This is a genomic window from Duganella sacchari, assembly GCF_900143065.1.
Taxonomy (GTDB): domain Bacteria; phylum Pseudomonadota; class Gammaproteobacteria; order Burkholderiales; family Burkholderiaceae_D; genus Rugamonas; species Rugamonas sacchari.
This window is the reverse complement of record NZ_FRCX01000014.1, coordinates 1-25747: the sequence shown is the minus strand read 5'-3', so window position 1 is coordinate 25747 and position 25747 is coordinate 1. Positions and strand designations below refer to the sequence as shown.

Here is a 25747-nt window from a genome sequence, read left to right as displayed (position 1 = left end):
TTGGTGTGCGGGCCATCATACACACCACCTTGCAGGATTGCCAAGTATGGCTAACTGTCTATTTGCGCAAATGCCGCAGAGATGTCGTCAGCGTTCAACGGCCGCACCAGGCGCGCCACTTCCTGGCCGTCGCGCAGGAAGATCATGGTCGGCCACAGCTTGACGCGGAACGAGCGTCCCAGCGGCCGGCCGGGACCGTCTTCGACCTTGTAGTGGCTCACCTTGTCGTGGCCGGCGTAAGCCTGCTGCAGCGGCGCCTGCGCGGCCATGCAGTGGCCGCACCAGTTGGCGCCGAACTCCAGCATCACCGCGCCCGGCATGGCGTCGATCTCGGCGCGCTGCGGCGCCTCGGGGAGGTAGCGTGTCTTCATTTTTTAACCTGTTTGCACGGGTCGTCGCGCTGCTGCGCCGCCAGTGTCTGAATACTGTCGTAGCGACCACCGTTGTCGCTGCCTTCGATAAAGCCGACGCTGTACACGGTCAGCGCAGGCGCAACCTGGTTGAGCCAGTAACCGACGCCGATATCCTTGCGCACATGGCCATTGCCGGCGATGAGCACGACGTCGCGCGGCCGCTGGTCACGGATGAGTTTGGCCATCCAGATATCCCGCGCCACCTGCGCGTCGACCATGCCGCCTACCATCATCTCCGGCAGCATATTGCAGTGGCCGGTGACGATCTCCTGCTGCTGGGCGCTGCGGATGGCCGCCGGCAGCGGCTGGTCCAGCTTGTAGTCCTGGATGCTTTTCGCATCAAAGCTCGATTTCACGCCATCACGCACCACGCGCGACGCATCGGCACGCGAGAGGTTGCCGGCGATCAACGGTAAATTGTGCGTCAGCGCCAGCTGAATCACAGGATAATACAATTGCCAATCCCAGCGCGCACCGCCAGCCACCTGGATTACGCACTGTGCATCCAGGCATTTCTTTTGTGCCTTGTCCAGGAGGTCCTGGTTTTCACGGTCGAACTGCTCCATGACGATGGCCGGCTGCCAGCCCGCTTCCACGCGCTTGCGTAACAGGTCATACCGGAGCTTATGGCCTTGGGCATTGTCATGTACTTCTCCCAGCAGTAAAACCTGATAAGTGTTACTATTTGGCAATAGTGGTGCAGAAGTTGCTGCTGTCTTGCTGCCAATGGCGCAGCCGGTGGCCAGAACGGCGGCCAGCAGGCCCGAAGTCAACCGAATTTGTGCTGTATATGTGAAAAACATCTGAAACGCGCGAGTGTGCATAGAATTTAATGGTTGAAGAGGTATAAATTTTCTGCGCCACTGGCAAGCTGCCGGCGGGTGTTGTTGCGACGCAAAATTACGTTATCACAAAAGAAAAACAGATGGCAATATGTTATGAACTGTGATTTAATATCAGAACGGTAGCAAGTGCGTCAGCACCGCGCCGCGAATTTATCGTTTATGTATTAGATTGACCTTAACATCCTGTTCAAAACAACGCCAGGAGTGTAAATCGTGAAAGTTTTGTCCTTGATCTCGACAGCTTTAATTGCTTTAAGCCTTGCCGGCGCCGTACAGGCGAGTCCTGCCGCACCGGCCATTAATCACAATGTTGCACCTGCAACAATTGTACTCGCACATTGCGAAGCCAACGACACTGCGCCATGCGATATCAGCGCTCCTGTCGCCAAGACCAATGAGGCTGATCAAAATGCCTTACCGCCGGCCGACCCGAAACAACAACCTCAAAACGATCCCGCCACGCCGGTGCCGGAACCACAAACCTTTATCATGTTGATGCTGGGCCTGGTTGTACTGGGCTTTGCATCGCGCCGCCATCAGTCTTCCGAAAAGTTCTCTGACGAATAAGCTTGGTTCGACTGCATCAAAAATCCCGCCTGGTTGCGGGATTTTTTATTTGCAGGCAGGCCGCATGTCACGCCATGGACTAGAGCGCGTACTCGAAGTCGTAATAGTGCTTGCCGCCTTCAATGCGGATGTGCAGCGAGCCGCTCAGGCCTGCCAGCTGCTCGCTGCCGGAATCGGGCGCCACCGCGACCGTCAGGCCCGGCGAGCCGCGCGTCATGACGCCCGTGTGGTGCAGCAAAAAACTGCCGCTGCGGCCATCCAGCGCCCCCGTCACCCGCTCGATCGCCACATACACGCCGGAGCCCAGCGCACGGTCCATATACGCCAGCATTTCGCCCTTGCCTTCGGCTTGCAAGGGGCCGCGGTAATGCTTGTCCAGCGACATGCGGCCGATGCCGCTCGCCGCCGCCACATCCGACATCGATTCCGGTTTCATGGCAACCTCAAATTCTCCCGTGACAAAGGGCATACGATCTCCTGTGATTAAACGTGCAGGCGGCTGTCGGCATGCAGCGCGGTGTCATCGACCGGCGTCACGCATGGCATGCGCAGCACGAAACTGGCGCCCTGCCCCAGCACGCTGGACACCGAGATGCTGCCGCCAAACTGCTTGGCGATCAGGTTGAAGACGATGTTCAGACCCAGACCGGTACCGCCCTGTCCGCGCCGGGTGGTGACAAACGGATCGAATACCTTGTCCAGCATGTCGGGCGGGATGCCCTTGCCGTTGTCGGTCACCTGCATTTCAATCCAGTCGCCCTGCTGCGCGACGCCAATCATGATGCGGCCCTCATCGTCCACCTCAAACGCATGCTCGACGCAGTTCAGCGTCAGGTTGGTGATGACCTGGGCCAGCGCGCCCGGATAGCTGTCCAGCATGATGTCCGGCGGGCAGGCAATGCTGACGGTGATGCGCGTCTTCTTGAGCTTGGGCTGCAGGCTGGACACCACCTCATTGATATAGTCGCGCAGCTCAAAGCGGCGGCGCGCCTCGCTGACCTGGTCCACCGCGATCTGCTTGAAGCTGTGGATCAGGTGCGCCGCGCGGTAGGCGTTGTTCATGATGAGGCGCGTGCTTTCGGATGCCGTCTCCAGGTAGCGCGTGATGTCGGATTTTTTGATATTGCCATCCTGGACCGAGGCCTGCACCTTCTCGGTGGCTTCCATCAGCACCGAGGCGCTGGTCAGCGCGATGCCGACCGGCGTGTTGATCTCGTGCGCCACGCCGGCCACCAGGCCGCCCAGTGACGCCAGGCGCTCGGCCTGCAACAGCGATTCCTGCGTGCGGCGCAGATCGTCCATGGCCTTGGCCGTGGCTTGCGCCGATTTGCGCGCCTCGTCCTCGGCCTCACGGATGCGCTGGATATTCGATTTCACCTTGCGCTGGATGGCGTTGAAGCCGCGGATCACTTCGCCCAGCTCATCGTGGCGGCTGTCCGGCAGCTCTTCCACTTCATCGCTGCCGCGCGTGGCCAGGTCGAACAGACCGTCGCGCAGGCGCTTGAGCGGATCGAACACAATGCGCAGCGACAGCGCCAGCGCCGCCACCAGGATCAGGTCCAGCAGCAGCACCTCGGTGACCTTGCGGCGCACCTCGGCCGCCAAGGTGGCGTCGATCTGGGCGCGGCTGAAATTGACCACCACACGGCCCACGATCACCGGCTTGAGCGCAGCGCCGGCCGCGCCGGAATCGCGATACGCCAGGTCAGCCACCACCGGCGAACCGCCCACGGCCGCATCGTTTTCAATCGAGGTAATGGTGCCGTTCTCATTGCGCAGCTTGCCGGAAAACAGGCCGACCGAGGTATCGTAGACGCGAATCGAGACCAGCTCCGGCGGCATCATTTCGGCCGCCACAATGTTATCCACCTTGGCTTTATCCAGATCCCACAGCGCGGACGGCAGGCTGGTTTGCAGACGCGTCAGCACGCCCTGGCGCAAACGCTGGCTGCTGACCTCCAGTTCATGGCCGAGGCTGTATTGGGCGTAGGTACCCGAGATCCCCAGCACCAGCGTAACGATGACCACAAAAAGCAGCGTCAAGCGGCCTTGAATACCAAACATCTAGCAATCTCCCGACGACATGGATTTGACGGCAACGTCCCAATGTACGGTATGGGCTGCGTCTTGGCAAGACAATGGTAATATCAGGAAATATGGTTCAAGAAACAATCAGGAGGCAGCATGGCAGGCAATTATCATCAACTCACGCTGGCGGAGGTGCGGCCGGGGATGGTCCTTTCCGATGTGCTGCTTGATGTGCAGGGCAATGTGCTGCTGCCGCAAGGCACGGCGCTGACCGAAGCCATGCTGGCGCTGATGCCGCGCCATGGCATCGCCGTGCTGCCCATCCTCAAGGACGAAGTGACGCCGGAAATTGTCGCCGCGACGCTGCAGCATCACGAGGCGCGCATCGCCCAGCTGTTCCGCAAGAACGATGCCGACAGCGGCAGCGACTGGGCGACCGCCACCTTGCGCCGCTTTATCACCGACTATCGCCTGGGTGTAGAGGAGACGCCGGAACATGAGTAATACGCTGAGCTACGACGACGTGGTCCGCACGCTGGACGACCTGCCTTCGTTGCCGGTCGTGGTGATGGAACTGCTCAACAGCATCGACCAGGATGATGTGGATATCTCCGTGCTGGCCAAAAAAGTCTCGCACGACCAGGCGCTGACGGCCAAGACGCTGCGCCTGGCCAATTCCTCGCTGTATGGTTTGCAGGTCAAGGTGACCACCATCCAGCAGGCGATTACCTTCCTGGGTTTCCAGACCACGCGCAACCTGATTACCGCGGCGGCCATTACCGGCTGCTTTGCCGAAGGCCATTGCCCCGGTTTCGACCACAAGGCGTTCTGGCGCCACTCGATCGCCACAGCCGCCTGCGCCAAGGTGCTGGCGCGGCAGTTGCGCTTCAACCAGGACTACGCTTTTACCGCCGGGCTGCTGCATGACATCGGCCGCCTGGTGCTGGTGTCCTGCTTCCCGAACCAGTATTCGGAAACCATCGCCTACCGCGAGCAGCATGACTGTTATCTGCTGGAAGCGGAGCGCACCGTGCTGGGCGTCGATCACGTCGACGCCGGCCTGGCGTTAGCGGAGCACTGGAATTTTTCCGATACGATGCGGCTGGCCATCGGCGGCCATCACGACCCGGAAGCGCCGGGCGCTGGTTTCCTGGCAGCGATTATTCACGTGGCCGATGCCATCGTGCACGCGCTCGATCTGGCGCAAGTGCAGGACGATCTGGTGCCGCCGGTGTCCACCGTGGCGTGGACTGCACTGGGCCTCGATGAAGAGGTGTATCTGCAATTGTTCCGCGAAACGGAGTTGCAGTATGAAGAAATTTCTATGGTGCTGCTAACCTGAGTGGCTGCCTGCCGGACCGGGTGTCATGCCCGATGCGGCAGGTGCTTGCGCGCGGAGCGCATTAATGATGCGCCGCGCTTCCTGCCGTAGCCTTGTCTGCGCCTGGACGGTCTTCAGGCTTAGGTCGGCCCTGGGCGTCGGACAGGCGGTACTTGGTGCGGCGATCGCCCATCAGGTCGCGCAGGTCGCGGATGCTCATGCCGGTCACTTCATGCATGCGGATCAGCAGCGAAGCGCCGACGGGCAAACGGTGGTGACGGATTTTGCTGATGACCGGTGGCGCGACTTCCAGCAGACGCGACAGTGCGGCATCATTTTTCAGCTGCATCTTGCCAAGCAAGATATCCAGCAGGTGGTTGGGGTTGTAGCTTTCCTGGGAAGCGAGAGCATGATGTGCCATGATTTTCCTCGTTGGGTTGGGGTGAACAAATAGTGCTGGTTCGAACTTAAGCAAAACTTAGATTCTTTCAACAAAGTTTTGCTGCAGCTGATTGCCATTCATGCAAGATACCAGCGCACACCGCGCTAAGATTGTTCGACATCAATCAGTGGCTAGAAACCTTAGCAACAATGCTATTTCAACACATGGGGATGGAGTGTGTCGCACGCAAGAACTTGTAGGAAACTGTTACACAAAGCAAGTTCAGCTTTACAGCGGAGGAGGAGGGAAAAATCAGGCGGTGGTGTCGATGTGGCGGCCCAGCGTTTTCTCGTTCTGGCGACGCTGCGTATCGGCCTTTTTATCGGCTTGCTGGGCGTCACGGCGCTGGGCCGCAGCGGCGTCGTCATTGCCGCGCGCTTCATTGCGCGAGGCTTCGGTATTCTGCTTTACGCGCTGCCGGATCTGGGCATCGCCATTCTCGGCACGGTCATTCTGTTCGGTACGGCGTGCGTCCGTCGCCTGCTGGCTGCGCTGCTCGGTGCGGGCCGCGCGGGTTTCCCGCAGGTTATGTTGCACCGGGTCGGGACGCGCTGCGGAAGTAACGTTGACTGCCATGATGCAACTCCATAGAAATTGCCGAGAGGCTACATCTCTACTGTAGAGCAAACAGCGCCAAAATCAAGCCCTAACGGCACTGCCGGCGGCAAATACGATAAACTAACAGTTGTGCCCTCACCGGGCCTTCTCACACCAGATATCCCATTGAAAACCAAAACTCCAGTCCAGCCGCACTACTTCGTCCCGGAGCCGCTTGATAACGCGCGCCTGGCCCACTTGTGCGGCCCGCTCGACGAGAACCTGCGCCAGATTTCTGCGGCGCTGGACGTCACCATTTTCCGCCGCGGCGAGAAGTTCATCGTCAGCGGCCACAACGCCGAACGCGCGGTGGAAATCCTTGAGCACTTCTACGCCATCGCCAACAAGATCGTGCCGATCGAAGAAGTGCAACTGGCACTGGTGGAACAGCGCGCCAGCATGCACGCCGGCCTGGCCGCCGTGGAAGCGCCTGCCGCCGATGGCGCAGCGCCCTTGCCCACCAAGCCGCGCAAGGTGGAAACCGTGCCGGCAGTCGAAATCGACATCAACAGCCCGGTACTGAAAACCCGCCGCGCCGACCTGCGCGGCCGCACGCCGCACCAGATCCGCTACCTGCGCAACATCCTCGAACACGACATCAGCTTTGGGGTCGGACCGGCGGGTACCGGCAAGACCTATCTGGCGGTCGCCTGCGCGGTGGACGCGCTGGAACGCGACGCCGTCAAACGCATCATCCTGACCCGCCCTGCGGTGGAAGCGGGCGAACGCCTGGGCTTCCTGCCGGGCGATATGTCACAGAAGGTGGACCCGTACCTGCGCCCGCTGTACGACGCGCTGTACGACCTGCTGGGCTTCGACCGCACGCAGAAGATGTTCGAAAAACAGGTAATTGAAATCGCCCCGCTGGCCTATATGCGCGGCCGCACGCTGAACCACGCGTTCGTGATTCTGGACGAGGCGCAGAACACCACCGTCGAGCAGATGAAGATGTTCCTGACCCGTATCGGCTTTGGCAGCAAGGCTGTGGTCACGGGCGACGTCACCCAGGTGGACCTGCACAAGAACCAGAAGAGCGGCCTGGTGGACGCGATCCAGGTGCTGAAAGAAGTGCGCGGCATCGCCTTCAGCCACTTCAACAGCGAAGACGTGGTGCGCCACCCGCTGGTCGCACGCATCGTTGACGCCTACGAAACCGCCCACAACCACGAAGCGGAAATCGCTCCCTTACTCAAAGCCACGGCTCTCAAAAATGTCCGCAAAAAATAAACTGACGCTGTCGGTGCAGTACGCAGATCCGCGCCTGCAGGAAACCATCACCCGTCCCAAAATCCGCAAGTGGATACAGGCCGCGCTGTTCGCGCCGGCCGAACTGACGATCCGCTTTGTCGCTGCCGAAGAAGGCCAGGCGCTGAACCGCGAATACCGCGGCAAGGACTACGCCACCAACGTGCTGACCTTTGCCTACAACGAAGGCGAAGAGGAACTGCCGGAAGACGCGCCAACCCAGGCCGACATCATCCTGTGCACCGATGTGCTGGAGAAGGAAGCGGCCGAACAAAAGAAAACCGTGGAAGAACACACGGCCCACCTGATCGTCCATGGCGTGCTGCACGCACAAGGCTACGATCACATGGACGATGAGGAAGCGGAAGAGATGGAAGGCATAGAAACCGAGATCCTCGCCGAACTGGGCTACGCCGATCCCTACGCCTCCGAGCGTTCCTGACGGTTCTCTTGATTTACCAGCCGCTGTAGTTGGCCGGCACCCAGCGGTAGCTATCCTTGCCATTGGCCTGTATGTGGCCGAGGCCAGGGTAGGAAATATGCGCCGCACCAATCCAGTAACCTTCCCTGGCCGCATCGGCCAGCGCCGAGCGGCGCTGTACACGGGCCTGACTGCTGTCCACATCGAACTTGATGGTGACATCCGGATGCGGCAATTGCACTGACGCCGCATGCAGCAGGTCGCCGATCAGCAGCAATTTCTGGCCATGGCTTTCCACCTCGTACAAGCTGTGTCCCGGCGTGTGGCCGTAGGCGGGACGCGCCCGCACGCCCGGCACGATCTCGGTGGCGCCGTCAAACGTCTTGAAGCGGCCTGCCTTGACGTAAGGCCCCAGCATCGCCTGCGCCTCATCGAAACCGTGCTGCTGGCCAGTCGCCGCCGTGGCGCGGTTGCGCTGGTCGAGCCAAAACGCCGCATCCCGCTGATCGACATACACCTGCGCATTCGGGAACAGCGCCTTGCCGTTCAGCGACAGGCCGCCCGAATGGTCGCCATGGATGTGCGTCAGCAGCACCGCATCCACCTGCTCCGGCGTGTAGCCGGCATTGCGCAGGCGTTCCTGCAGCCGTCCGGCACGCGCCACCACGGGCGGCTTGAAGGAATCGCCGGCGCCCGTATCGATCAGGACCAGCTTGCCGCCGGTGTTCACCAGATAGGCGTTAATTGAAATTTCCATCATCGGCTTGAGGTTGTCGTGCTGCAGCGCGTTGTGCAGCACCGCTGGTGCGACATCGGTCAGCAGCTTGTCGATCGGCAGCGTTACCGTGCCATCTGACAAGGCCGAAACCTGGAAGTCGCCCAGCTGCATGCGGTACACGCCGCTATCAGTGGTGGTGGACATGGGGGCGGCAGCGTGGGCCGAGAAGATCATGGCGCTGGCCAGCAAGGAGACGAGGCGTTTCATGGTGGAAGTCCTTGAGTAATGTGGAACACAGCGCCATTAAAACCCGCTAGCATGTATACGTAAAATCGATAATTAATATTCAAGGTATAACCATGATGGATATACGAGGCGCCGACCTGCCGCTGCTGGTGTCACTGGACCGGCTGCTGGAAGAAAAAAACGTCAGCCGTGCCGCCCAGCGCCTGCACCTGAGCCAGCCCGCGCTGTCGGCCCAGCTGGCGCGCCTGCGCACGCTGTTCGGCGATCCACTGCTGATGCCGGCTGAAAACGGCCGTGGCATGGTGGCCACGCCCTACGCGCTGACCTTGCAGCAACCCTTGCGCGCCGCCCTGGACGCCCTCAACCAGGCGGTCGCGCAGACGCCGGCGCCGTTCGACCCGCGCAGCGCCAAGCGCACCTTCCGCATCGCCGGCAACGACAACAGCATCACCATGATCATGATGTCGCTGCTGCGCCAGATCGACCAGGCCGGCGGTCCAGACCTGAAGCTGGCCTTCGTCCCGCACGACCTCAACCGCATCGTCGGCCAGATGGAGCGCGGCGAGATCGACCTGCTGGCCGGTGGCCCGCGCTTTGCGCCGGACGCCTTGCGCATCCGCCGCATCACCCAGACGCGCTACCGCATGGCCCAGCGCAAAGGCCATCCGCGCGGCACCGGCCCGCTGGACCTGGCCGGCTACTGCCAGTTGCGCCACGTGATCGTTTCCAACGAAGGGGGCTTCCGCGGCTTCATGGACGCGCTGATCGAAGCCCAGGGCTACCAGCGCGACGTGGCGGTGTCCGTGTCCCAGTACGGCCTGGTGCCGGCCATCCTGGCGGCCACCGACCTGGTCTGCTCGCTGCCGCAGGAGTTCCTGGCCTGCCACACCGGTCAGCTCGACATCATCGACCTGCCGCTCGATGCCGGCCAGTTCGACCTGTCGATTGCCTGGCATCCGCGCAGCGACAACGACCCGGCCCACCGCTGGCTGCGCGCGCAGTTACTGGGAGAAAATACGTCTACCTGAGTCCGTGTTTTTTTGACAAAAGCCGCCCCTGTCGCCCATTTGGTGTATCCTATGCCTCTTCGAAACAACGGCTCACGCCCGCTATGCAAGAGCACTCTAGTAGCGTCAAGACTGACGCTAAACCCCATAGGTCACTGTTTGAACGGCTGACCGCCTTCATCTCCCCCGAGCCCGAAAACCGATCGGAGCTGCTCGAAGTTCTGCACGACGCCCACGAACGCAACCTCATCGATGCCGACGCCTTGTCGATGATCGAAGGCGTGTTCCAGGTATCCGACCTGTCCGCCCGCGACATCATGATTCCACGCTCGCAGATGGACGTCATCGACATCTCCAAGCCGATCGAGGAATGGCTGCCGCTGGTGCTGCAAACGGCCCACTCGCGCTTCCCTGCGATTGAAGGCGAGCGCGACAAGGTTATCGGCATCCTGCTGGCCAAGGACCTGCTGCGCTACTACGCCGAAGAATCGTTCGACGTGCGCGACATGCTGCGTCCCGCCATCTTCATCCCGGAATCCAAACGTCTGAACGTGCTGCTGCGCGACTTCCGCGCCAACCACAACCACATGGCCATCGTGGTGGACGAGTACAGCGGCGTTGCCGGCCTCATCACCATCGAAGACGTGCTGGAGCAGATCGTCGGCGACATCGAAGATGAATACGATTTCGATGAAGAGGAAGACAACATCCTGTCGATCCGCGAAGGCCAGCACGGTCCACGCTGGCGCATCAAGGCGCTGACCGAGATCGAGCAATTCAACGAAGAGCTGGACACCGCCCTGCCGGACGATGACGTCGACACCATCGGCGGCCTGGTTGCCAAGCATCTGGGACGCATGCCGCACAAGGGCGACACCTTCGATTTCGAAGGCCTGCGCTTTGAAGTGCTGCGCGCCGACGCCCGCCAGATCCACGTGTTGACGGTCGAAAAACTGCCGCCTGCCCCCGCCACCGGCGACGACGCATAATGCGCTTTCGCCGCGCCAATCCCAACGATCCACCCAAGCCGCAACGCTCAACCCAAGGCCGGATGATCATTACCGGCCTGGCGGGCGCGCTGTGCGTGTTTGCTTTTGCCCCATTCGGCTGGTGGCCGCTGGAAATCCTTGGCCTCGCCACGCTGTTCTACCAGGTCCTGCGCAGCAGCAGCGTCAAGGCTGCCGCGCTGATCGGCTGGGCCTTTGTGACCGGCTGGACCGTGGCGGGCGTGCACTGGCTGTACGTTTCCATGCATACCTACGGCGCCATGCCGGCGCCGCTGGCCGCGCTGGCCGTGCTGCTGCTGGGCGCCGCGATGGGCCTGTACGGCGCCGGCGCCATGGCCACCGCCGCCTGGCTGCGCAAGCGCTGGACGCTGCCGCTGCCAGCCGCCAATCTGCTGGTGTTCCCGGCCATCTGGGCGCTGTTTGAATGGGTGCGCGGCTGGCTGTTCACGGGCTTCCCGTGGCTGTCGTCCGGCTACGCCCACAACCACAGCCCGCTGGCCGGTTTCGCACCGGTCATCGGCATGTACGGCCTGGGCTGGCTGGCTGCGGTGCTGGCCGGCGCGCTGCTGTTGCTGCTGCACCGCACCCGCGTGCGCGCGGCGGGCCTCATCATCGCCATCTGCGTGGCCGGCGTCGGCCTGAGCTTCCTGCAATGGACCTACCCGGAAGGCAAGCCGATCTCGGTACGCCTGCTGCAAGGGAATATTCCGCAGGACGAGAAATTCAACGGCGCCAAGGTGCTGTCAACGATCAAACTGTACCAGGACGCCATCACCGCAGCCCCGGCCGACCTGATCGCCACGCCGGAAACCGCCATCGTCATGCTGCCGCAGCAGTTGCCGCCGGACTATCTGGCGGGCCTGGCGCAATTCATGAACCGCACCGGCAGCAACCTGGTGCTGGGCATTCCATTGGCCGACAGCCAGACCGCCTACTTCAACAGCGTGATCGGCATTCCGTCCACGGGCTCGCGCTACTACCGCTATGACAAGCACCACCTGGTGCCGTATGGCGAATTCATCCCCTACGGCTTCCGCTGGTTTGTCAACCTGATGTCGATTCCGCTCGGCGACCAGACCAGCGGCCGCGAAATCCAGCCGGCATTCCCGATCAAGGACCAGCGCGTGCTGCCCAACATCTGCTACGAAGACTTGTTTGGCGAAGAGATCGCCGACCAGCTCAACCACCCGGCGCAGGACCAGAAACCGGCCACCATGCTGCTCAACGTCTCCAACCTGGCCTGGTTTGGCGAGACCATCGCCATTCCGCAGCATTTGCAGATCTCGCAGATGCGCTCGCTGGAAACCGGCCGCCCCATGTTGCGGGCGACCAATACCGGCGCCACCGCCATCATCAATGGCGAAGGCACGGTGGTACAGCAGCTGCCGATGAATACCTTCGGCACGCTGGCCGCCAAGGTGCAGGGCATGGCCGGCAGCACCCCATATATCCTGTGGGGCAATAAGCTTTTCCTGGTCCTGCTGGCACTGTCCCTGTGCGGCGCGTGGTTTTGGGCAAAACGCTCGAAAAATCAGCCAAAAGCCGCTTAACCCGCTAAAATCATCGCTTTAGCGAAACTGCAACCGCCTGCCCGCCGGCCATCGCCAGGGCATGCCACCGACGATTACAAGATGCTGACATTTCAACAAATTATCCTGACCTTGCAAACCTACTGGGACAAGCAAGGCTGCGCCCTGCTCCAGCCATACGACATGGAAGTCGGCGCCGGCACCTTCCACACCGGTACCTTCCTGCGCGCGATCGGCCCAGAGCCTTGGCGCGCCGCCTACGTCCAGCCATCGCGCCGTCCGAAAGATGGCCGCTATGGCGAGAATCCGAACCGCGGCCAGCACTACTACCAGTACCAGGTGGTGATGAAGCCGGCGCCGGAAAATATCCTCGACCTGTATCTGGGTTCGCTGGAAGCGCTGGGTCTGGACCTGAAGCAGAATGACGTGCGCTTCGTGGAAGACGACTGGGAATCGCCGACGCTGGGCGCCTGGGGCCTGGGTTGGGAAGTCTGGCTGAATGGCATGGAAGTGACGCAGTTCACCTACTTCCAGCAAGTCGGCGGCCTCGATTGCAAACCGGTGCTGGGTGAGATCACCTACGGCGTCGAACGCCTGGCCATGTACCTGCAGGGCGTGGAAAACATGTACGACCTGGTGTGGACCACCTGGGAAGAAAACGGCGAGACGAAAACGCTGAAATACGGCGACGTGTTCCACCAGAACGAAGTGGAACAATCGGCCTACAACTTCGAGCATTCCAACACCGAGCTGCTGTTCGCACAATTTAACAACCACGAATCGGAAGCCAAGCGCCTGATCGAAGCGCAGCTGACGCTGCCGGCCTATGAGCAGATCATGAAAGCTTCGCACAGCTTCAACCTGCTGGATGCGCGCGGCGCCATCTCCGTGACCGAGCGCGCTGCCTACATCGGCCGTGTGCGCACCCTGTCGCGCCTGGTCGCGCAGGCTTACTACGATTCGCGTGAGCGTCTGGGCTTCCCGATGGCGCCAAAAACCGCCGCCATCGCCGACGCAGCTGCAAAATAAACGATATAAACGATATGACTCAAACTCTGCTCATCGAACTGCTGACCGAAGAACTGCCGCCGAAGGCGCTCGCCAAACTGGGCAAGGCTTTCGCGGACGGCATCGTCAACGGCCTGAAATCGCGCGACTTCCTGGAAGCCGACAGCGTCGCCACCGCCTACGCCACGCCACGCCGCCTGGCCGTCACCATCACCAAGGTGCGCGCCGTATCGCCGGACAAATCGATCCGCGAAAAAGTGCTGCCGGTATCGGTCGCGCTGGACGCGAACGGCAACGGCACGCCGCCGCTGGCCAAGAAACTGGCCGCACTGGGCTTCCCTGACCTGACCGTGGCCGACCTGGAACGCGCGCAGGACGGCAAGGCCGAAAGCTTCTTCTACACCTACACCGCCGCAGGCAGCGCCCTGCAAGGTGGCCTGCAAGCCGCACTGGAAGACTCGGTCGCCAAGCTGCCGATTCCAAAAGTCATGAGCTACCAGCGTCCGGACGGCGCCACCGTGCAGTTCGTGCGTCCAGCCCACGCGCTGATCGCCCTGCATGGCGACACCGTACTGCCACTGACCTTGCTGGGCCTGACCGGTTCCAACGTCACCGAAGGCCACCGCTTCCTGACCGCACCAGGCAAACGCGCCGTCACCATCGCCAACGCCGATGCCTACGCCGCCACGCTGAAAGCCGACGGCAAAGTGCTGGCCTCCGTCGAAGAGCGCAAGGAACAGATCCGCGCCGAACTGCTGGCCAAAGCTGGCGCCGACCAGGTGCTGATGCCGGAAGCCCTGCTGGACGAAGTGGCCGCGCTGGTTGAATGGCCAGTCGTCTACGAATGCAAATTCGAAGACGAATTCCTGGCCGTGCCGCAGGAATGCCTGATCCTGACCATGCAGACCAACCAGAAATACTTCGCGCTGACCGACACCAGCGGCAAGCTGCGTTCGCGCTTCCTGATCGTCTCCAACATCGCCACCGACACGCCAGACGCCATCGTTGGCGGCAACGAGCGCGTGGTGCGTCCGCGCCTGTCCGACGCCAAATTCTTCTTCGAGCAGGACAAGAAGAAAACCCTGGAATCGCGCCTGCCGCTGCTCAAGAACGTGGTCTACCACAACAAGCTGGGCACCCAGGCAGAACGCAGCGACCGCGTCACCGCACTGGCCGGCGCCATCGCCGCCAAGCTGAATACCGACGTGGCCCTGACCGAACGCGCCGCGCGCCTGTCGAAAGCCGACCTGCTGACCGACATGGTGGGCGAGTTCCCTGAGCTGCAAGGCATCATGGGCACCTACTACGCCCGCAACGACGGCGAACCAGAAGACGTCGCGCTGGCCGCATCGGAACACTACCAGCCACGCTTCGCTGGCGATGCCCTGCCATCGACCGTAACCGGCACCGCCGTCGCACTGGCCGACAAGCTGGAAACCCTGGTCGGCATCTGGGCCATCGGCCTGCAGCCAACCGGCGACAAAGACCCGTTCGCACTGCGCCGCCACGCGCTGGGCGTGCTGCGCATGCTGATCGAAAAGCGTCTGTCGCTGTCGATCTCCGGCCTGCTGGCTGACGCTGCAAAACAGTTCTCCGCTGTCGCCGGCTTCAAAGACCCATCGGCCGACGTTGCAGCCTTCATGCTGGACCGCCTGCGCGGCATCCTGCGCGAGCGCGGCTTCTCGGTCAACGAGATCGAAGCCGTGGCTGCACAGAACCCGGACCGCCTGGACGACATCGTGCAGCGCCTGGAAGCCGTGCAAGCCTTCGCTGCGCTGCCGGAATCGGCCTCGCTGGCCGCAGCCAACAAACGCATCACCAACATCCTGAAGAAGAACGAAGAAGCCCTGGCTGCCGCCGGCAACACCGGCGTCAACGTCTCGCTGCTGCAGGACAGCGCCGAGATCAACCTGAACGCCGCCGTGGTGCGCGTGCTGCCGGAAATCGACGCCGCCTTCAACCAGGGCGACTTCGCGGGCACACTGAAAACCCTGGCCCAGCTGAAGGAAGAAGTCGACGCCTTCTTCAATGACGTGATGGTCATGGCGGAAGATGTCGCCCTGCGCAACAACCGTCTGGCGCTGCTGTCGTCCCTGCACGGGATGATGAACCGCGTGGCCGACATCTCCAAGCTGGCGGCATAAATGGGTGCGCCGTCCATGAAACTGATCATTCTTGATCGCGACGGCGTCATCAACCACGACTCGCCGGATTTCATCAAGTCGCCTGCGGAGTGGATCCCCGTTCCCGGCTCGCTGGAAGCCATCGCCCGCCTGAACCAGGCGGGCTACCGGGTCGTCGTGGCGTCGAACCAGTCGGGCATCGCCCGTGAATTCTTCGACATGACCGTGCTGAATGCGATCCACCAGAAGATGCACAATCTGGCGCAGCAAGTGGGCGCGGACATTGACGCTGTGTTCTTCTGCCCGCACGCGGCAGCGGACAACTGCGACTGCCGCAAGCCCAAGCCGGGCATGTTCACAGAAATCTCGCAGCGCTATAAAATCAGCCTGAAAGGCGTGCCGGTGGTCGGCGATTCGCTGCGCGACCTGCAGGCGGGCTATGTGAGCGGCTGCGTGCCGTATCTGGTCCTCACCGGCAAGGGCGAGAAAACCCAGGTCACCGGCGGCCTCCCGCCGGGCACCATGGTGTTCCCGGATCTGGCAGCGATGGTCACCCATCTGCTGAAAACCAGCACCCCGCCGGCACTGCACGTCGTCAGCTAAACCGTTTTTGGAGTCTGCATTGGGTCATCCCGTTCTGTTTCTGCGTTCCCTGATCTTCACCATCGTCATGGTGTTGTCGACCGTTCTCTGGTCCCTCGTCTGCTTCCTGGCCGCACCGCTGCCTTACCGCCAGCGCTTCTTCATCACCTCGCGCTGGAACGTGTTCATCATCTGGTGCCTGCGGGTGATCTGCGGCATCCGCTACGAAGTGCGCGGCCGCGAAAACCTGCCGGATGCACAGGCCATCGTGCTGTCCAAGCACCAGTCGGCGTGGGAGACCATCTTCCTGCTGCCGAACATGCCGCGTCCACTGGTGTTCGTGTTCAAGAAAGAGATCCTGTACATTCCCTTCTTCGGCTGGGCGATGGCGCTGCTGCGCATGATCCCGATTGACCGCAAGCAGGGCAAGAACGCCTTCCAGGAAGTGGTCCGCCACGGCAAGCGCCGCCTGGCGCAAGGCCTGTGGATTATCATGTTCCCGGAGGGGACGCGCATCCCGGTCGGCAAAGCGGGCAAGTACAAGAGCGGCGGCACGCGCCTCGCCATTGAAACCGGCTCGGTGGTGGTGCCGGTCGCGCATAATTCTGGTGAATGCTGGCCAAAAAACTCTTTCATCAAACGCCCTGGTCTTGTTACAGTATCGATAGGTAAGCCGATTTCGCCAGAAGGCCAGACGCCGGACGGCATGATGCAACAGGTGGAAAATTGGATCGAATCAGAAATGCGCGTCATTTCGCCCCACGCTTACAACGCTGGTTAGATGATCTGGCCACGCTGGTCAAACCGGCGTCGCCCGATCCCAACCAGCCGGACTTGTTCGGAAGGGAGGCCTCGCCGCCTCCCAGGCCGGTTTACACCACGCCGGTATGGTCCGTTCCACCTTCACAGAAAACACTTCCCGTCTCACCTTACGTCGCACCGCCAGAAGCGCCTGCAACGGTCAAGCGGCGCCCTCTCGTTGCCCCACCAGTCGATCAGGCACCGCGCCGTCAGCTGATGGTGGGTGGATTCATCCTCGAATACGAATTGCGCCGTTCGACGCGCCGCTCGATCGGTTTCATGATCGACGACGAAGGCCTGCGCGTGACCGCGCCCAAGCGCGTCAACATCGCGGAGATCGATGAAGCCATCCGCACCAAGCAGCACTGGATTTTAAGTAAGCTCAAAGAGCGCCGCGAACGCCGCGCCGCGCGTCTGGAGAAACCGCCTGTCGAGTGGATCGACGGCGCCCAGCTGCCGTATCTGGGCATGGACATCAGCTTGCGCCTGCTGGTCGGTGGCCGCAATCGCAGCATCTACAATCCGAATACACACGAGCTGTGGATGACACTCGTCCCCGGCGCCAGCGAAAACCTGCTCAAGGAACGCGTGAAAGCGTGGTACCAGCAGCAGGCCAAGGAACTGTTCGAACAGCGGCTGGACTTGTATGCCGGGCGACTGGGCGTGCAGTACCACTCGTTTGGCCTGTCGTCGGCAGGCACGCGCTGGGGTTCCTGCACCGCCGACCGCAAGATCCGCCTGAACTGGAAACTGATCCACTTCTCGCTGCCGCTGATCGACTACGTGGTGGCGCATGAACTGTCGCACATCCTCGAGATGAACCACAGCCAGCAATTCTGGGACACCGTCGGCCTGATCTACCCCGAATACGAAGAAGCCAAAAACCTCCTGCGCAAACGTTCGCAGGAGCTGCCGGTGCTGTTCGCATAATTCCTGATTTTTATAACGGAGACGGCATGGACACAGTCAAAAAATTCAGCGCGGTTACGGTAGCGCTGCATTGGCTGGTGGCGCTCGGCATACTCGGCCTGATCGCAGTTGGCATCTATATGGTGGAGACCGAATCCTTCCACCTGTACCACATCCACAAATCGTTTGGCCTGCTGGTGTTTGCCGTGATTCTGGTGCGCCTCACCTGGCGCTGGCGCAACGGCCTGCCGCAGCCGGTGCGCGCGATGTCCAAAGTGGAGCACCACACCGCCGTGGCAGCGCATCTCGTGCTGCTGATCCTGACCGTGGTGCTGCCGATTACCGGCATGATCTACTCCGGCGCCAGCGGCAACGGCTTTGGCATCTTCTCGTTCGAGATTTTCCCCAGCCGCTACGCCAACGGCCAGGCGATCCCGTTCAGCCAGCAGTGGTCTGATCTGGGCCAGGCAGCCCACGGCCTGCTTGGCTACCTGCTGCTTATCCTCATCGCCCTGCACGCCGCAGCCGCACTCAAACACCACCTGCTCGACAAGGACGGCACCCTGCTGCGGATGTTAGGCCGTCGGGTTGATTAAAGTAGGCAGCAAGGCCAGCGTACGGCGCGTGGCGCCGCGGTGCTGGTTGGCGAAGGCCAGGGCATTGTCGCCCATCGTGGCACGTTGGGTGCTGTTGCTTAGCAGGCGGGCGGCGGTAGACATCAGGTCGGCGGCGTCGGTGATGCGTTGGGCGCCGCCTGCGGCCAGCGCGTCTTCCGTGACCAGTTCAAAGTTGAAGGTGTGCTGGCCGATCAGCACAGGCTTGCCCAGTGCCGCCGGCTCGATCAGGTTCTGGCCACCCAGCGGCATCAGGCTGCCGCCGACGAAGGCAACCTCGCAGGCCGAGTAGTAAGCGAACATTTCGCCCATCGAATCGCCCAGCAGCACCTCGACGCTGTGCGGCATGGCGCTGCCGTCCAGCACCAGCTGGCTGCGGCGCGCGACGGTCAGGCCACGCGCGGCGATCATTTTTTCTACTTCGTCAAAACGCTGCGGGTGGCGCGGCACAATCAGCAGCAGCGTTGCAGCAGGCAGCGCGGAGCGGGCGCTCACATACGCTTGCAGGATCAGTTCTTCTTCGCCTTCACGCGTGGAAGCGCACAGCAGGACCGGACGTTCGCCGATCGCGGCACGTAGCGCGGCGCCAATGGCCAGTGCGGTGTCCGGCACCACCACATCAAACTTGATGCTGCCCGTGACTTCCACGCGCGGCACGCCCAGCGAACGGATGCGCTGGGCGTCCGCTTCGGTCTGCGCGGCGACCAGCGAAATGCCACGCGCAGCGTTCTGCATCAGCGAGCCAAGGCGCGTGGCCTTGCGCAGTGAGCGTTCCGACAGCCGGGCGTTGGCCAGCACCACCGGCACGCCTTTCGCGCCGCACACTGCAATCAGGTTGGGCCAGACTTCGGTCTCCATCAGGATGCAGACCTGCGGCCGGAAGTGGCGGATGAAACGCGAGACCATGCTGCCGGTGTCGTACGGCAGATAGGATTGCAGCAGGCGGTCGCCATGCTTGGCAAACAAGGCTTTGCCAGTAGCGCGGCCGGTTGGCGTCATGTGGGTGAGGATGATGCGGCTTTGCGGATAGTCGGCCAGCAAAGCGTCCACCAGCGGCTCCGCCGCACGCGTCTCGCCGACGGAGACGGCGTGAACCCAGAGCACCGGCGCAGCAGCGCGGCCGGATGCGTCGATGCGGCGATACAAGCCGAGGCGTTCGCCCCAATGCTGGCGATAGCCAGGTTCCTTGCGGCCGCGCAGCCACAGGCGCGCGAGCACCAGCGGCAAGGCCAGCCACCACATCACGGAATAAAACAGTCGCATGTTTAGCCCAGCAAACTCCGAGCCGCAGCCAGCACGTCCGCCACTGATGGCGGCGTGCCCTGGTCGCCCAGATTGATAATGCGCGGCGACCAGTTGCCTTCGGTCTTCCAGCGCGGCGAATCGGCGTAGATTTCCACCGTCGGCCGCACGAACGCGGCAGCGATGTGCACCAGGCCCGTGTCCACGCCCACCACCAGGTCAGCGCGGCGCGCGACCATGATGGCATCGGCCATCGACAGCTTGGGCAGCACGCGCGCATTCGGCAGGCTGGCCGCCAGATGTTCGGCTTCCGCTTTTTCTTTCGGCGAACCCCACGGCAGCAGCACCGGCATTGGCGCCAGTTCGCGGCCCAGCGCGATCCAGTTTTCCGGCGCCCACTTCTTGGCGTCGCGCGCCGTCCCGTGGAACAACACCACATACGATGCCGGCATCCATTCCGGACGCGGGGTATCGTCCGGCACTGCCGGCAAGCCGAAATCGGCCGGCGTATCCACCGCATAGCCCAGCGCTGCGCCAGCCACGATGCGGCCGCGCGCCACCGCGTGCGTACGCGGATCGGTCGGCACACTCAGATGATGGAAGATACGCGAGATGCCCTCATAGCCCGAGCCTTCGCTGCCGTTGGCCAGGCCGACCTTGCGGCCGCCCTTTGCCACCCGCGCCGCGCCCATGATGATGCCGGTCTTGAGCAGGCCCTGCGTATCGAATACATAGTCGTACTCCTGCTGGCGCAGGGTACGGAAGAAATCCTTGATCTCGGCGCGCGTCTCCGCCTTGCCAAGGCTCTTGCGCCAGCGGCGCAGCGCAAACGGAATCACCTTACGCACGCGCGCATTCATGCGTACCAGGCTGACAAAGCCCTCCTCCACCACCCAGTCGATATGCGCGTCCGGGAAGTGGCGGGCGATGTCGGCCACCATGGGCATGTTATGCAGCACATCGCCCAGCGACGACACGCGCACCAGCAGAATGTTCAGCGGCCTGCCGCCGCGCGCTTGCGTCGTCGCCATGGGTTTAGAACGGCAGTTCTGCGTCTGGCTTGGCCGCCAGGATCACGCTCTTGAACTGGCCCTGGATGCGCTCCAGCGCCGCCGGCGTTTCCGCTTCAAAGCGCATCACAATCACCGGCGTGGTGTTGGACGAACGCGCCAGGCCGAAGCCGTCCGCATATTCCACACGCAGGCCGTCGATGGTGATGATGCGTTCATGGCCCGGGAATTCAGCATCCGCGCGCAGCTTGTCCATCAGTGCGAAGTTCTCGCCCTCTTTCAGATGCAGGTGCAGCTCGGGCGTGCTGTCGGACTGTGGCAGTGCATTCAGCAACGCCGACGGATCTTGTTCCTTGGTCAGGATTTCCAGCATGCGCGCGCCGGCGTACAGGCCATCGTCGAAACCATACCAGCGGTCCTTGAAGAAGATGTGACCGCTCATTTCGCCGCCTAGCGGCGAGCCGGTCTCCTTGAGTTTGGCTTTCACCAGCGAGTGGCCGGTCTTGTACATCAGCGGCTTGCCGCCGGCTTGCTCGATGTACGGCGCCAGGTGGCGGGTGCACTTCACGTCGTACAGGATTTCCGCGCCTGGATTACGCGACAGGACATCGCCGGCAAACAGCATCATCTGCCGGTCTGGATAGATGATCTGGCCATCCTTGGTCACCAGGCCCAGACGGTCGCCGTCGCCGTCAAACGCCAGGCCGATTTCCGCATCGGTCTCTTGCAGGCAGCGGATCAAATCTTGCAGGTTTTCCGGGTGCGCCGGATCTGGATGGTGGTTAGGGAAGGTGCCGTCCACTTCGCAGAACAGCTCAATCACTTCGCAGCCCATGCCGCGGTACAGGTCGCCGGCAAACGCACCCGCCACGCCATTGCCGCAATCGACTGCGATCTTGATCGGACGGGCGATCTTCACATCGCCAATGATGCGCTGCAGGTACTGCGTGCGGATGTCGTAGGTGCTGTAGGCGCCCGTTACCGCCGCCGACGAACCGTCGTGTTGCAGGATGCTGTCGTACAGGCCGGTGATGGCCTCACCGTGAATGGCCTCGCCAGCCAACACCATCTTGAAGCCATTGTAGTCCGGCGGATTGTGGCTGCCGGTCACCATGATGCCGGACGCGGCGCCCAGCACATTGGTGCCGAAATAGACCATCGGCGTGGCCACCACGCCCAGGTCGATCACATCCACGCCGGCGGACTGCAAGCCTTCCGCCAGGGCCTTGGCCAGCGATGGGCCGGACAAGCGGCCATCGCGGCCGATTACGACTTTTTTCTCGCCTTTGGCCAGTGCGGCACGGCCGAAAGCAGCGCCGATCTGGTGGGCGACGCCCGCATCCAGCGTGTTATCGATGATGCCGCGAATATCGTAGGCTTTGAAGATGGTTTTGGAAAGAGAGACCATTATTAATCAGACCCGTTAAAAGTATTAAAGCTTGAGAGCGGCAACATCATTGCCGGCGTCGACCCAATCCTTGACCCACTTGGGCTGGCGGCCACGGCCGGTCCATTCCTGGCTGGTATCGGCGGGATTGCGGTATTGCGGCGCCACCTTGCCGGTTTTGACGCGTGGTGCGGCGCCGCCAACCAGGTCCTGCACCGACACGCCAACGCTTTTGGCGATGGCCAGAATTTCTTCACGCGCGCGGGCCAGGTCCTGGCTTTCGCGCTTTTTCAATTCCTGCTGCAATTGCTCCTGCAGTTTGCGCAATTCGCCCGACGACAGATTCGACAGATCCATTTTTATTTCCCTTTTTATGTGATGAGAGTTAAAACCACAGCGGGAATAGTTTACATCATTGTTAAATGATTCAGTGTTTCTTGTGACGTATCATCCAGCGCGGCGCTTTAAATCGGACGATACGCACGTAAATCCAGATATAACTGCCGATGAACAGGATGCAGGACACCATTAATACCCAGGTATGGCGCCAGAATACCGTCGCCGGGATTACGGCCATCAGCGAAAACAGCCACAGATAGGGCGAGGTCAGCGAATTACGGCGGATCAGCGCCCGCGCTTCCTTGCGGCCGACAGCCCATTGCACCACGCGGCGGAAAATCAGGCTGTGCAAATGAATACCGTCTGGCATGGCAGGCGATTTACCCCGCACAAACATCCGGCGATAGACCGAAAACAGCGTCTCAAAAGCGGGATAAATCAGCAGCAAGGCGGCATACCAGGTCGATACCTGCGGATTGCGCATGACCAGCAACAAGGCCAGCTCGCCGAGCATAAACCCTATGAAATAGGCGCCGCCATCGCCCAGGAAAATCAGGCCGACCGGATAATTCCAGATCAGGAAGCCGGCCGTGGCGCCGGCCACCATCAGCGCCGCAATCAGCACAAACATATCATTGACCTGCAGCGCCACATAACCCAGCGACAGCAGCATGCAAATACACACCACGCTGGCCAGGCCGTTAAAACCATCGATAATATTCACCGCATTGGCGATGCCGGCCACCGCCAGCACTGTCAATGGCAAGGTGACCCACATATACGGCAGGGTCCAGGCGGAAAATGCCCAGTCCAGCCGGTCAATCCGGGCGTCCAGCAGAAAATAGCCAAGCGTGGCGGCCGCCATGGTCAATAACAGGCGGCGCAAGGCGCTCACGCGGCCCGTGTAATCTTCGACAATACCGCCGATAAAAGCCACGGCCGAACAGGCCAGCAGCGATAGCAGCCATTGGCTCAGGACGGGCACCCGCCAGATGGAAATAGCGGAACTGAGCGCCACCGCCAGGAAAATCGATAGACCGCCAATCCGCGCCACATTATGGACATGCACTTTTTGCACGCCATCGAAATTGGAGTCCAGCGCCGGACCGTGCAATCTCGCTTCTTTAATCACCAACAGGGTAAGCAGCGCGGAAGCGATAAAGCTCAGTAAGAAGGAAAACATATTATTTTAAGTTCTGCGTTGTATCGCAACACGAGGCATTGTCTGCATACCAACAGGGCATTGTACCGTATCGCGTGCGGCGGTCCGCGCTTTGCGGCCCGCCGGCATCATACCAGTAGCAACTTACCCGGTTGAGTATGCTTACCAATCGATACAACTCATCGCATGCAGAGCTGCAGCGCTTCTTTCCAGTCCGGCAAGTGGCAGAAACGTGCCATCAGGCGCTCTGACGACATCACGGAATACTGCGGACGCCGGGCTGGCGTCGGATAGTCGGCCGTGGTAATCGGCAAGACCTTGCAGTTCAAGCCCGCTTCCTCAACGATGGCCTGGGTGAATTCATGCCAGGTGGTCTGACCCTGTGCGCTCAGATGATAAACGCCACTATTCTGCACCCACCATTCACGGCCGCCGGCATGCGCCTGCGACAGCACTTGTGCCGTGACATCGGCAATCGTGCGGCTCCAGGTTGGCGCGCCGTGCTGGTCGGCCACCACGCGCAGCTCATCCCGCTCCTTGGCCAGGCGCAGCATGGTCAGCAGGAAGTTCTTGCCGCGCATGCCATACACCCAGCTGGTGCGGAAAATCAGGTGCGGAATACCGGCTGCGGCAATCGCCTGCTCGCCTGCCAGTTTGCTGGCGCCGTAGACATTCAATGGCCCCACCGGATCGTCTTCAACGCGCGGCAATGGCTGCGCACCGTCAAACACATAGTCGGTGGAATAGTGCACCAGCGCCGCGCCCAGGGCCTTGGCCTCCTCTGCCATGACGCCCGGCGCTTCCGCGTTGATACGGTACGCCAGTTCCGGCTCGCTCTCAGCCTTGTCCACGGCCGTGTAGGCAGCAGGATTGACGATGAGCTTGGGTTTGACGCTGCGGATCACCTCGCGCACCTGGTCCAGGTTGGACAGGTCCATGACCTGACGGTCCACCGCCACCACCTCGCCCACGCCCTGCAAACTGCGGACCAGCTCATAGCCCACCTGGCCGGTACTACCCGTCAACAGCACCTTCATGCGAACACCTCCGCGTCGGCCAGCAGCAGCGCCGCCTGGTCTTTGCCCGACAGCAGCGGCGCGGCATCCAGCGCTGGCCAGTCGATGCCGATGGCCGGGTCGTTCCACAGGATCGCGCGTTCGTGTTCAGGCGCCCAGTAGTCGGTGGTTTTGTACAGGAACTCGGCGGAATCGGAGATCACCACAAAGCCATGCGCAAAGCCGGCCGGTATCCACATCTGGCGCTTGTTCTCGGCCGACAGCTCGGCGCCAAACCATTGGCCGAACGTCGGCGAGCTCTTGCGGATGTCGACCGCCACGTCAAACACCGCGCCTGCAGTTGCGCGCACCAGCTTGCCCTGCGCCTGCTGGATTTGATAGTGCAGACCGCGCAGCACGCCCTTGGTCGAGCGCGAATGGTTGTCTTGAACGAAGTCCGCTGCCACGCCGGTCAGCTCGGCAAAGCGGCGCGCGTTATAGCTTTCAAAGAAAAAACCGCGGTCGTCGCCGAACACGCGTGGTTCCAGCACCAGCAAGCCTTCCAGTGGCGTTTTAATCACATTCATCGCGGAACCACCTTGTCTTCGAGGATTTGCAACAGATACTGGCCATACTGGTTTTTCTTGAGCGGCTCGGCCAGCTTGCGCAGCTGTTCGGCGTTGATATAGCCCTTGCGGTAGGCGATCTCTTCCGGACAAGCCACTTTCAGGCCCTGGCGCTTCTCGATGGTGGCGATGAACTGGCCCGCCTCCAGCAGCGATTCGTGGGTGCCGGTATCGAGCCAGGCCATGCCGCGGCCCATGACTTCCACGTTCAGCTGACCCTTTTCAAGATAGACCTTGTTGACGTCGGTGATTTCCAGCTCGCCGCGCGCGGATGGCTTGATGCTGGCGGCGATGTCGCACACCTGGTTGTCGTAGAAGTACAAACCGGTCACCGCGTAGTTCGATTTAGGCTGCTGCGGCTTTTCCTCGATCGACACGGCGGTGCGCTGCTCGTTGAATTCCACCACGCCATAGCGCTCGGGGTCTTGCACATGGTAGGCAAACACGGTGGCGCCATCGGCCTGTTCGGTGGCGTGGCGCAGCAGCGCGTCGAGGTCGTTGCCGTAATAGATGTTGTCACCCAGGATCAGCGCCGATGGCGAGTCGCCTACAAACTCCTTGCC

The 25747-nt window shown here is 61.7% G+C and carries 29 protein-coding genes; 14 read left to right on the top strand and 15 right to left on the bottom strand.

Going from position 1 to position 25747, the window contains the following annotated elements:
- Positions 1-50: 50 nt before the first annotated feature.
- The gene (locus BUA36_RS24975; protein ID WP_072788612.1) at positions 51-371 is read right to left on the bottom strand and encodes a thioredoxin family protein; all 321 of its coding nucleotides are present in this window, start codon (positions 369-371) and stop codon (positions 51-53) included.
- Entirely contained in the window at positions 368-1216 is an 849-nt protein-coding gene (locus BUA36_RS24970) for a ChaN family lipoprotein (RefSeq protein WP_072788610.1), read from the bottom strand. Before BUA36_RS24970 ends, BUA36_RS24975 begins: the two co-directional genes overlap by 4 nt.
- Positions 1217-1471: 255 nt before the next feature.
- Between BUA36_RS24970 and BUA36_RS24965 the strand changes: the two genes are divergently transcribed.
- Positions 1472-1825 (top strand): PEP-CTERM sorting domain-containing protein, encoded by a 354-nt coding sequence (locus BUA36_RS24965; protein WP_072788608.1) that lies wholly within the window; start codon positions 1472-1474, stop codon positions 1823-1825.
- A 79-nt stretch (positions 1826-1904) separates the two neighbouring features.
- Here the strand turns inward: BUA36_RS24965 and BUA36_RS24960 are convergent, their stop codons facing one another.
- A complete protein-coding gene (locus tag BUA36_RS24960; RefSeq protein WP_072788607.1) occupies positions 1905-2294 on the bottom strand; it encodes a DUF3224 domain-containing protein in 390 nt (129 codons plus the stop codon).
- A 14-nt stretch (positions 2295-2308) separates the two neighbouring features.
- Positions 2309-3889: a sensor histidine kinase gene (locus BUA36_RS24955; protein WP_072788606.1), complete on the bottom strand. Its 1581-nt coding sequence runs from the start codon at positions 3887-3889 to the stop codon at positions 2309-2311.
- A gap of 120 nt (positions 3890-4009) precedes the next feature.
- Between BUA36_RS24955 and BUA36_RS24950 the strand changes: the two genes are divergently transcribed.
- Both BUA36_RS24950 and BUA36_RS24945 read left to right on the top strand, forming a co-directional pair.
- Positions 4010-4357 carry a hypothetical protein gene (locus tag BUA36_RS24950; protein ID WP_072788605.1) on the top strand — a complete coding sequence of 116 codons (348 nt, stop codon included), beginning with the start codon at positions 4010-4012 and terminating at the stop codon, positions 4355-4357.
- Positions 4350-5195 (top strand): HDOD domain-containing protein, encoded by an 846-nt coding sequence (locus BUA36_RS24945; RefSeq protein ID WP_072788603.1) that lies wholly within the window; start codon positions 4350-4352, stop codon positions 5193-5195. Before BUA36_RS24950 ends, BUA36_RS24945 begins: the two co-directional genes overlap by 8 nt.
- Positions 5196-5256: 61 nt before the next feature.
- Here BUA36_RS24945 and BUA36_RS24940 read toward each other — a convergent pair whose 3' ends face one another.
- Positions 5257-5595 (bottom strand): hypothetical protein, encoded by a 339-nt coding sequence (locus BUA36_RS24940; RefSeq protein WP_072788600.1) that lies wholly within the window; start codon positions 5593-5595, stop codon positions 5257-5259.
- Positions 5596-5868: 273 nt separating this feature from the next.
- Entirely contained in the window at positions 5869-6192 is a 324-nt protein-coding gene (locus BUA36_RS24935; protein WP_072788598.1) for a hypothetical protein, read from the bottom strand.
- A gap of 147 nt (positions 6193-6339) precedes the next feature.
- On the opposite strand from BUA36_RS24935, the gene BUA36_RS24930 reads away from it, so the two are divergent.
- Together BUA36_RS24930 and ybeY are read left to right on the top strand one after the other, a co-directional pair.
- Positions 6340-7440: a PhoH family protein gene (locus tag BUA36_RS24930; RefSeq protein WP_072788596.1), complete on the top strand. Its 1101-nt coding sequence runs from the start codon at positions 6340-6342 to the stop codon at positions 7438-7440.
- Positions 7424-7900 carry an rRNA maturation RNase YbeY gene (ybeY, locus tag BUA36_RS24925; RefSeq protein ID WP_072788594.1) on the top strand — a complete coding sequence of 159 codons (477 nt, stop codon included), beginning with the start codon at positions 7424-7426 and terminating at the stop codon, positions 7898-7900. The genes BUA36_RS24930 and ybeY overlap by 17 nt, the downstream gene beginning before the upstream one ends.
- Before the next feature lie 13 nt (positions 7901-7913).
- Here the strand turns inward: ybeY and BUA36_RS24920 are convergent, their stop codons facing one another.
- Positions 7914-8864 (bottom strand): MBL fold metallo-hydrolase, encoded by a 951-nt coding sequence (locus tag BUA36_RS24920; protein WP_072788592.1) that lies wholly within the window; start codon positions 8862-8864, stop codon positions 7914-7916.
- Positions 8865-8956: 92 nt separating this feature from the next.
- On the opposite strand from BUA36_RS24920, the gene BUA36_RS24915 reads away from it, so the two are divergent.
- The 9 genes from BUA36_RS24915 (at position 8957) to BUA36_RS24875 (ending at position 18405) form a co-directional block, all read left to right on the top strand.
- Positions 8957-9871: a LysR family transcriptional regulator gene (locus tag BUA36_RS24915; protein WP_084560328.1), complete on the top strand. Its 915-nt coding sequence runs from the start codon at positions 8957-8959 to the stop codon at positions 9869-9871.
- A gap of 83 nt (positions 9872-9954) precedes the next feature.
- Positions 9955-10839, top strand: a complete 885-nt coding sequence (locus BUA36_RS24910; RefSeq protein WP_072788590.1) for a CorC family transporter — start codon at positions 9955-9957, stop codon at positions 10837-10839.
- Positions 10839-12407: an apolipoprotein N-acyltransferase gene (gene lnt, locus BUA36_RS24905; RefSeq protein WP_072788588.1), complete on the top strand. Its 1569-nt coding sequence runs from the start codon at positions 10839-10841 to the stop codon at positions 12405-12407. Before BUA36_RS24910 ends, lnt begins: the two co-directional genes overlap by 1 nt.
- Before the next feature lie 81 nt (positions 12408-12488).
- Complete coding sequence (glyQ, locus tag BUA36_RS24900; RefSeq protein ID WP_072788586.1) at positions 12489-13415, top strand: glycine--tRNA ligase subunit alpha; 927 nt, start codon at positions 12489-12491, stop codon at positions 13413-13415.
- 14 nt (positions 13416-13429) lie between these two features.
- Positions 13430-15538, top strand: coding sequence for a glycine--tRNA ligase subunit beta (gene glyS, locus BUA36_RS24895; RefSeq protein WP_072788584.1), 2109 nt, complete (start codon positions 13430-13432; stop codon positions 15536-15538).
- A 15-nt stretch (positions 15539-15553) separates the two neighbouring features.
- A complete protein-coding gene (gene gmhB, locus BUA36_RS24890; protein WP_072788872.1) occupies positions 15554-16120 on the top strand; it encodes a D-glycero-beta-D-manno-heptose 1,7-bisphosphate 7-phosphatase in 567 nt (188 codons plus the stop codon).
- A 67-nt stretch (positions 16121-16187) separates the two neighbouring features.
- Entirely contained in the window at positions 16188-16880 is a 693-nt protein-coding gene (locus BUA36_RS24885; protein ID WP_371851500.1) for a lysophospholipid acyltransferase family protein, read from the top strand.
- Between the two features lie 5 nt (positions 16881-16885).
- A complete protein-coding gene (locus BUA36_RS24880; RefSeq protein ID WP_072788870.1) occupies positions 16886-17830 on the top strand; it encodes a M48 family metallopeptidase in 945 nt (314 codons plus the stop codon).
- A 26-nt stretch (positions 17831-17856) separates the two neighbouring features.
- Positions 17857-18405 carry a cytochrome b gene (locus BUA36_RS24875; protein ID WP_072788580.1) on the top strand — a complete coding sequence of 183 codons (549 nt, stop codon included), beginning with the start codon at positions 17857-17859 and terminating at the stop codon, positions 18403-18405.
- Here BUA36_RS24875 and waaA read toward each other — a convergent pair.
- From waaA to BUA36_RS24835, 8 genes are all read right to left on the bottom strand, one after another.
- Positions 18385-19686, bottom strand: a complete 1302-nt coding sequence (gene waaA / locus BUA36_RS24870; protein ID WP_072788578.1) for a lipid IV(A) 3-deoxy-D-manno-octulosonic acid transferase — start codon at positions 19684-19686, stop codon at positions 18385-18387. The two genes, BUA36_RS24875 and waaA, sit on opposite strands and share 21 nt — an antisense overlap.
- A 2-nt stretch (positions 19687-19688) precedes the next feature.
- The gene (gene waaC / locus BUA36_RS24865) at positions 19689-20696 is read right to left on the bottom strand and encodes a lipopolysaccharide heptosyltransferase I (RefSeq protein ID WP_072788576.1); all 1008 of its coding nucleotides are present in this window, start codon (positions 20694-20696) and stop codon (positions 19689-19691) included.
- Between the two features lie 4 nt (positions 20697-20700).
- Entirely contained in the window at positions 20701-22083 is a 1383-nt protein-coding gene (locus BUA36_RS24860; RefSeq protein WP_072788574.1) for a phosphomannomutase/phosphoglucomutase, read from the bottom strand.
- 24 nt (positions 22084-22107) lie between these two features.
- Entirely contained in the window at positions 22108-22419 is a 312-nt protein-coding gene (locus tag BUA36_RS24855) for an H-NS histone family protein (RefSeq protein ID WP_072788571.1), read from the bottom strand.
- Between the two features lie 70 nt (positions 22420-22489).
- On the bottom strand, positions 22490-23584 hold the full coding sequence (locus BUA36_RS24850; RefSeq protein WP_072788569.1) for a glycosyltransferase family 4 protein: 1095 nt from the start codon (positions 23582-23584) through the stop codon (positions 22490-22492).
- Between the two features lie 158 nt (positions 23585-23742).
- Entirely contained in the window at positions 23743-24600 is an 858-nt protein-coding gene (gene rfbD, locus BUA36_RS24845; protein ID WP_072788567.1) for a dTDP-4-dehydrorhamnose reductase, read from the bottom strand.
- A complete protein-coding gene (rfbC, locus tag BUA36_RS24840) occupies positions 24597-25145 on the bottom strand; it encodes a dTDP-4-dehydrorhamnose 3,5-epimerase (RefSeq protein WP_072788565.1) in 549 nt (182 codons plus the stop codon). The genes rfbD and rfbC overlap by 4 nt, the downstream gene beginning before the upstream one ends.
- On the bottom strand, positions 25142-25747 hold a 606-nt coding region (locus BUA36_RS24835), incomplete at its 5' end, for a sugar nucleotidyltransferase (RefSeq protein ID WP_072787085.1). The genes BUA36_RS24835 and rfbC, both read right to left, overlap by 4 nt.

Bases quoted from the DNA above. Each gene is read 5' to 3' on its own strand.
- BUA36_RS24975 (WP_072788612.1), bottom strand. From the start codon at position 371: ATGAAGACACGCTACCTCCCCGAGGCGCCGCAGCGCGCCGAGATCGAC.
- BUA36_RS24970 (WP_072788610.1), bottom strand. From the start codon at position 1,216: ATGTTTTTCACATATACAGCACAAATTCGGTTGACTTCGGGCCTGCTG.
- BUA36_RS24960 (WP_072788607.1), bottom strand. From the start codon at position 2,294: ATGCCCTTTGTCACGGGAGAATTTGAGGTTGCCATGAAACCGGAATCG.
- BUA36_RS24955 (WP_072788606.1), bottom strand. From the start codon at position 3,889: ATGTTTGGTATTCAAGGCCGCTTGACGCTGCTTTTTGTGGTCATCGTT.
- BUA36_RS24950 (WP_072788605.1), top strand. From the start codon at position 4,010: ATGGCAGGCAATTATCATCAACTCACGCTGGCGGAGGTGCGGCCGGGG.
- BUA36_RS24945 (WP_072788603.1), top strand. From the start codon at position 4,350: ATGAGTAATACGCTGAGCTACGACGACGTGGTCCGCACGCTGGACGAC.
- BUA36_RS24940 (WP_072788600.1), bottom strand. From the start codon at position 5,595: ATGGCACATCATGCTCTCGCTTCCCAGGAAAGCTACAACCCCAACCAC.
- BUA36_RS24935 (WP_072788598.1), bottom strand. From the start codon at position 6,192: ATGGCAGTCAACGTTACTTCCGCAGCGCGTCCCGACCCGGTGCAACAT.
- ybeY (WP_072788594.1), top strand. From the start codon at position 7,424: ATGTCCGCAAAAAATAAACTGACGCTGTCGGTGCAGTACGCAGATCCG.
- BUA36_RS24920 (WP_072788592.1), bottom strand. From the start codon at position 8,864: ATGAAACGCCTCGTCTCCTTGCTGGCCAGCGCCATGATCTTCTCGGCC.
- BUA36_RS24915 (WP_084560328.1), top strand. From the start codon at position 8,957: ATGATGGATATACGAGGCGCCGACCTGCCGCTGCTGGTGTCACTGGAC.
- BUA36_RS24910 (WP_072788590.1), top strand. From the start codon at position 9,955: ATGCAAGAGCACTCTAGTAGCGTCAAGACTGACGCTAAACCCCATAGG.
- lnt (WP_072788588.1), top strand. From the start codon at position 10,839: ATGCGCTTTCGCCGCGCCAATCCCAACGATCCACCCAAGCCGCAACGC.
- glyQ (WP_072788586.1), top strand. From the start codon at position 12,489: ATGCTGACATTTCAACAAATTATCCTGACCTTGCAAACCTACTGGGAC.
- glyS (WP_072788584.1), top strand. From the start codon at position 13,430: ATGACTCAAACTCTGCTCATCGAACTGCTGACCGAAGAACTGCCGCCG.
- gmhB (WP_072788872.1), top strand. From the start codon at position 15,554: ATGAAACTGATCATTCTTGATCGCGACGGCGTCATCAACCACGACTCG.
- BUA36_RS24885 (WP_371851500.1), top strand. From the start codon at position 16,188: ATGGTGTTGTCGACCGTTCTCTGGTCCCTCGTCTGCTTCCTGGCCGCA.
- BUA36_RS24875 (WP_072788580.1), top strand. From the start codon at position 17,857: ATGGACACAGTCAAAAAATTCAGCGCGGTTACGGTAGCGCTGCATTGG.
- waaA (WP_072788578.1), bottom strand. From the start codon at position 19,686: ATGCGACTGTTTTATTCCGTGATGTGGTGGCTGGCCTTGCCGCTGGTG.
- waaC (WP_072788576.1), bottom strand. From the start codon at position 20,696: ATGGCGACGACGCAAGCGCGCGGCGGCAGGCCGCTGAACATTCTGCTG.
- BUA36_RS24860 (WP_072788574.1), bottom strand. From the start codon at position 22,083: ATGGTCTCTCTTTCCAAAACCATCTTCAAAGCCTACGATATTCGCGGC.
- BUA36_RS24855 (WP_072788571.1), bottom strand. From the start codon at position 22,419: ATGGATCTGTCGAATCTGTCGTCGGGCGAATTGCGCAAACTGCAGGAG.
- BUA36_RS24850 (WP_072788569.1), bottom strand. From the start codon at position 23,584: ATGTTTTCCTTCTTACTGAGCTTTATCGCTTCCGCGCTGCTTACCCTG.
- rfbD (WP_072788567.1), bottom strand. From the start codon at position 24,600: ATGAAGGTGCTGTTGACGGGTAGTACCGGCCAGGTGGGCTATGAGCTG.
- rfbC (WP_072788565.1), bottom strand. From the start codon at position 25,145: ATGAATGTGATTAAAACGCCACTGGAAGGCTTGCTGGTGCTGGAACCA.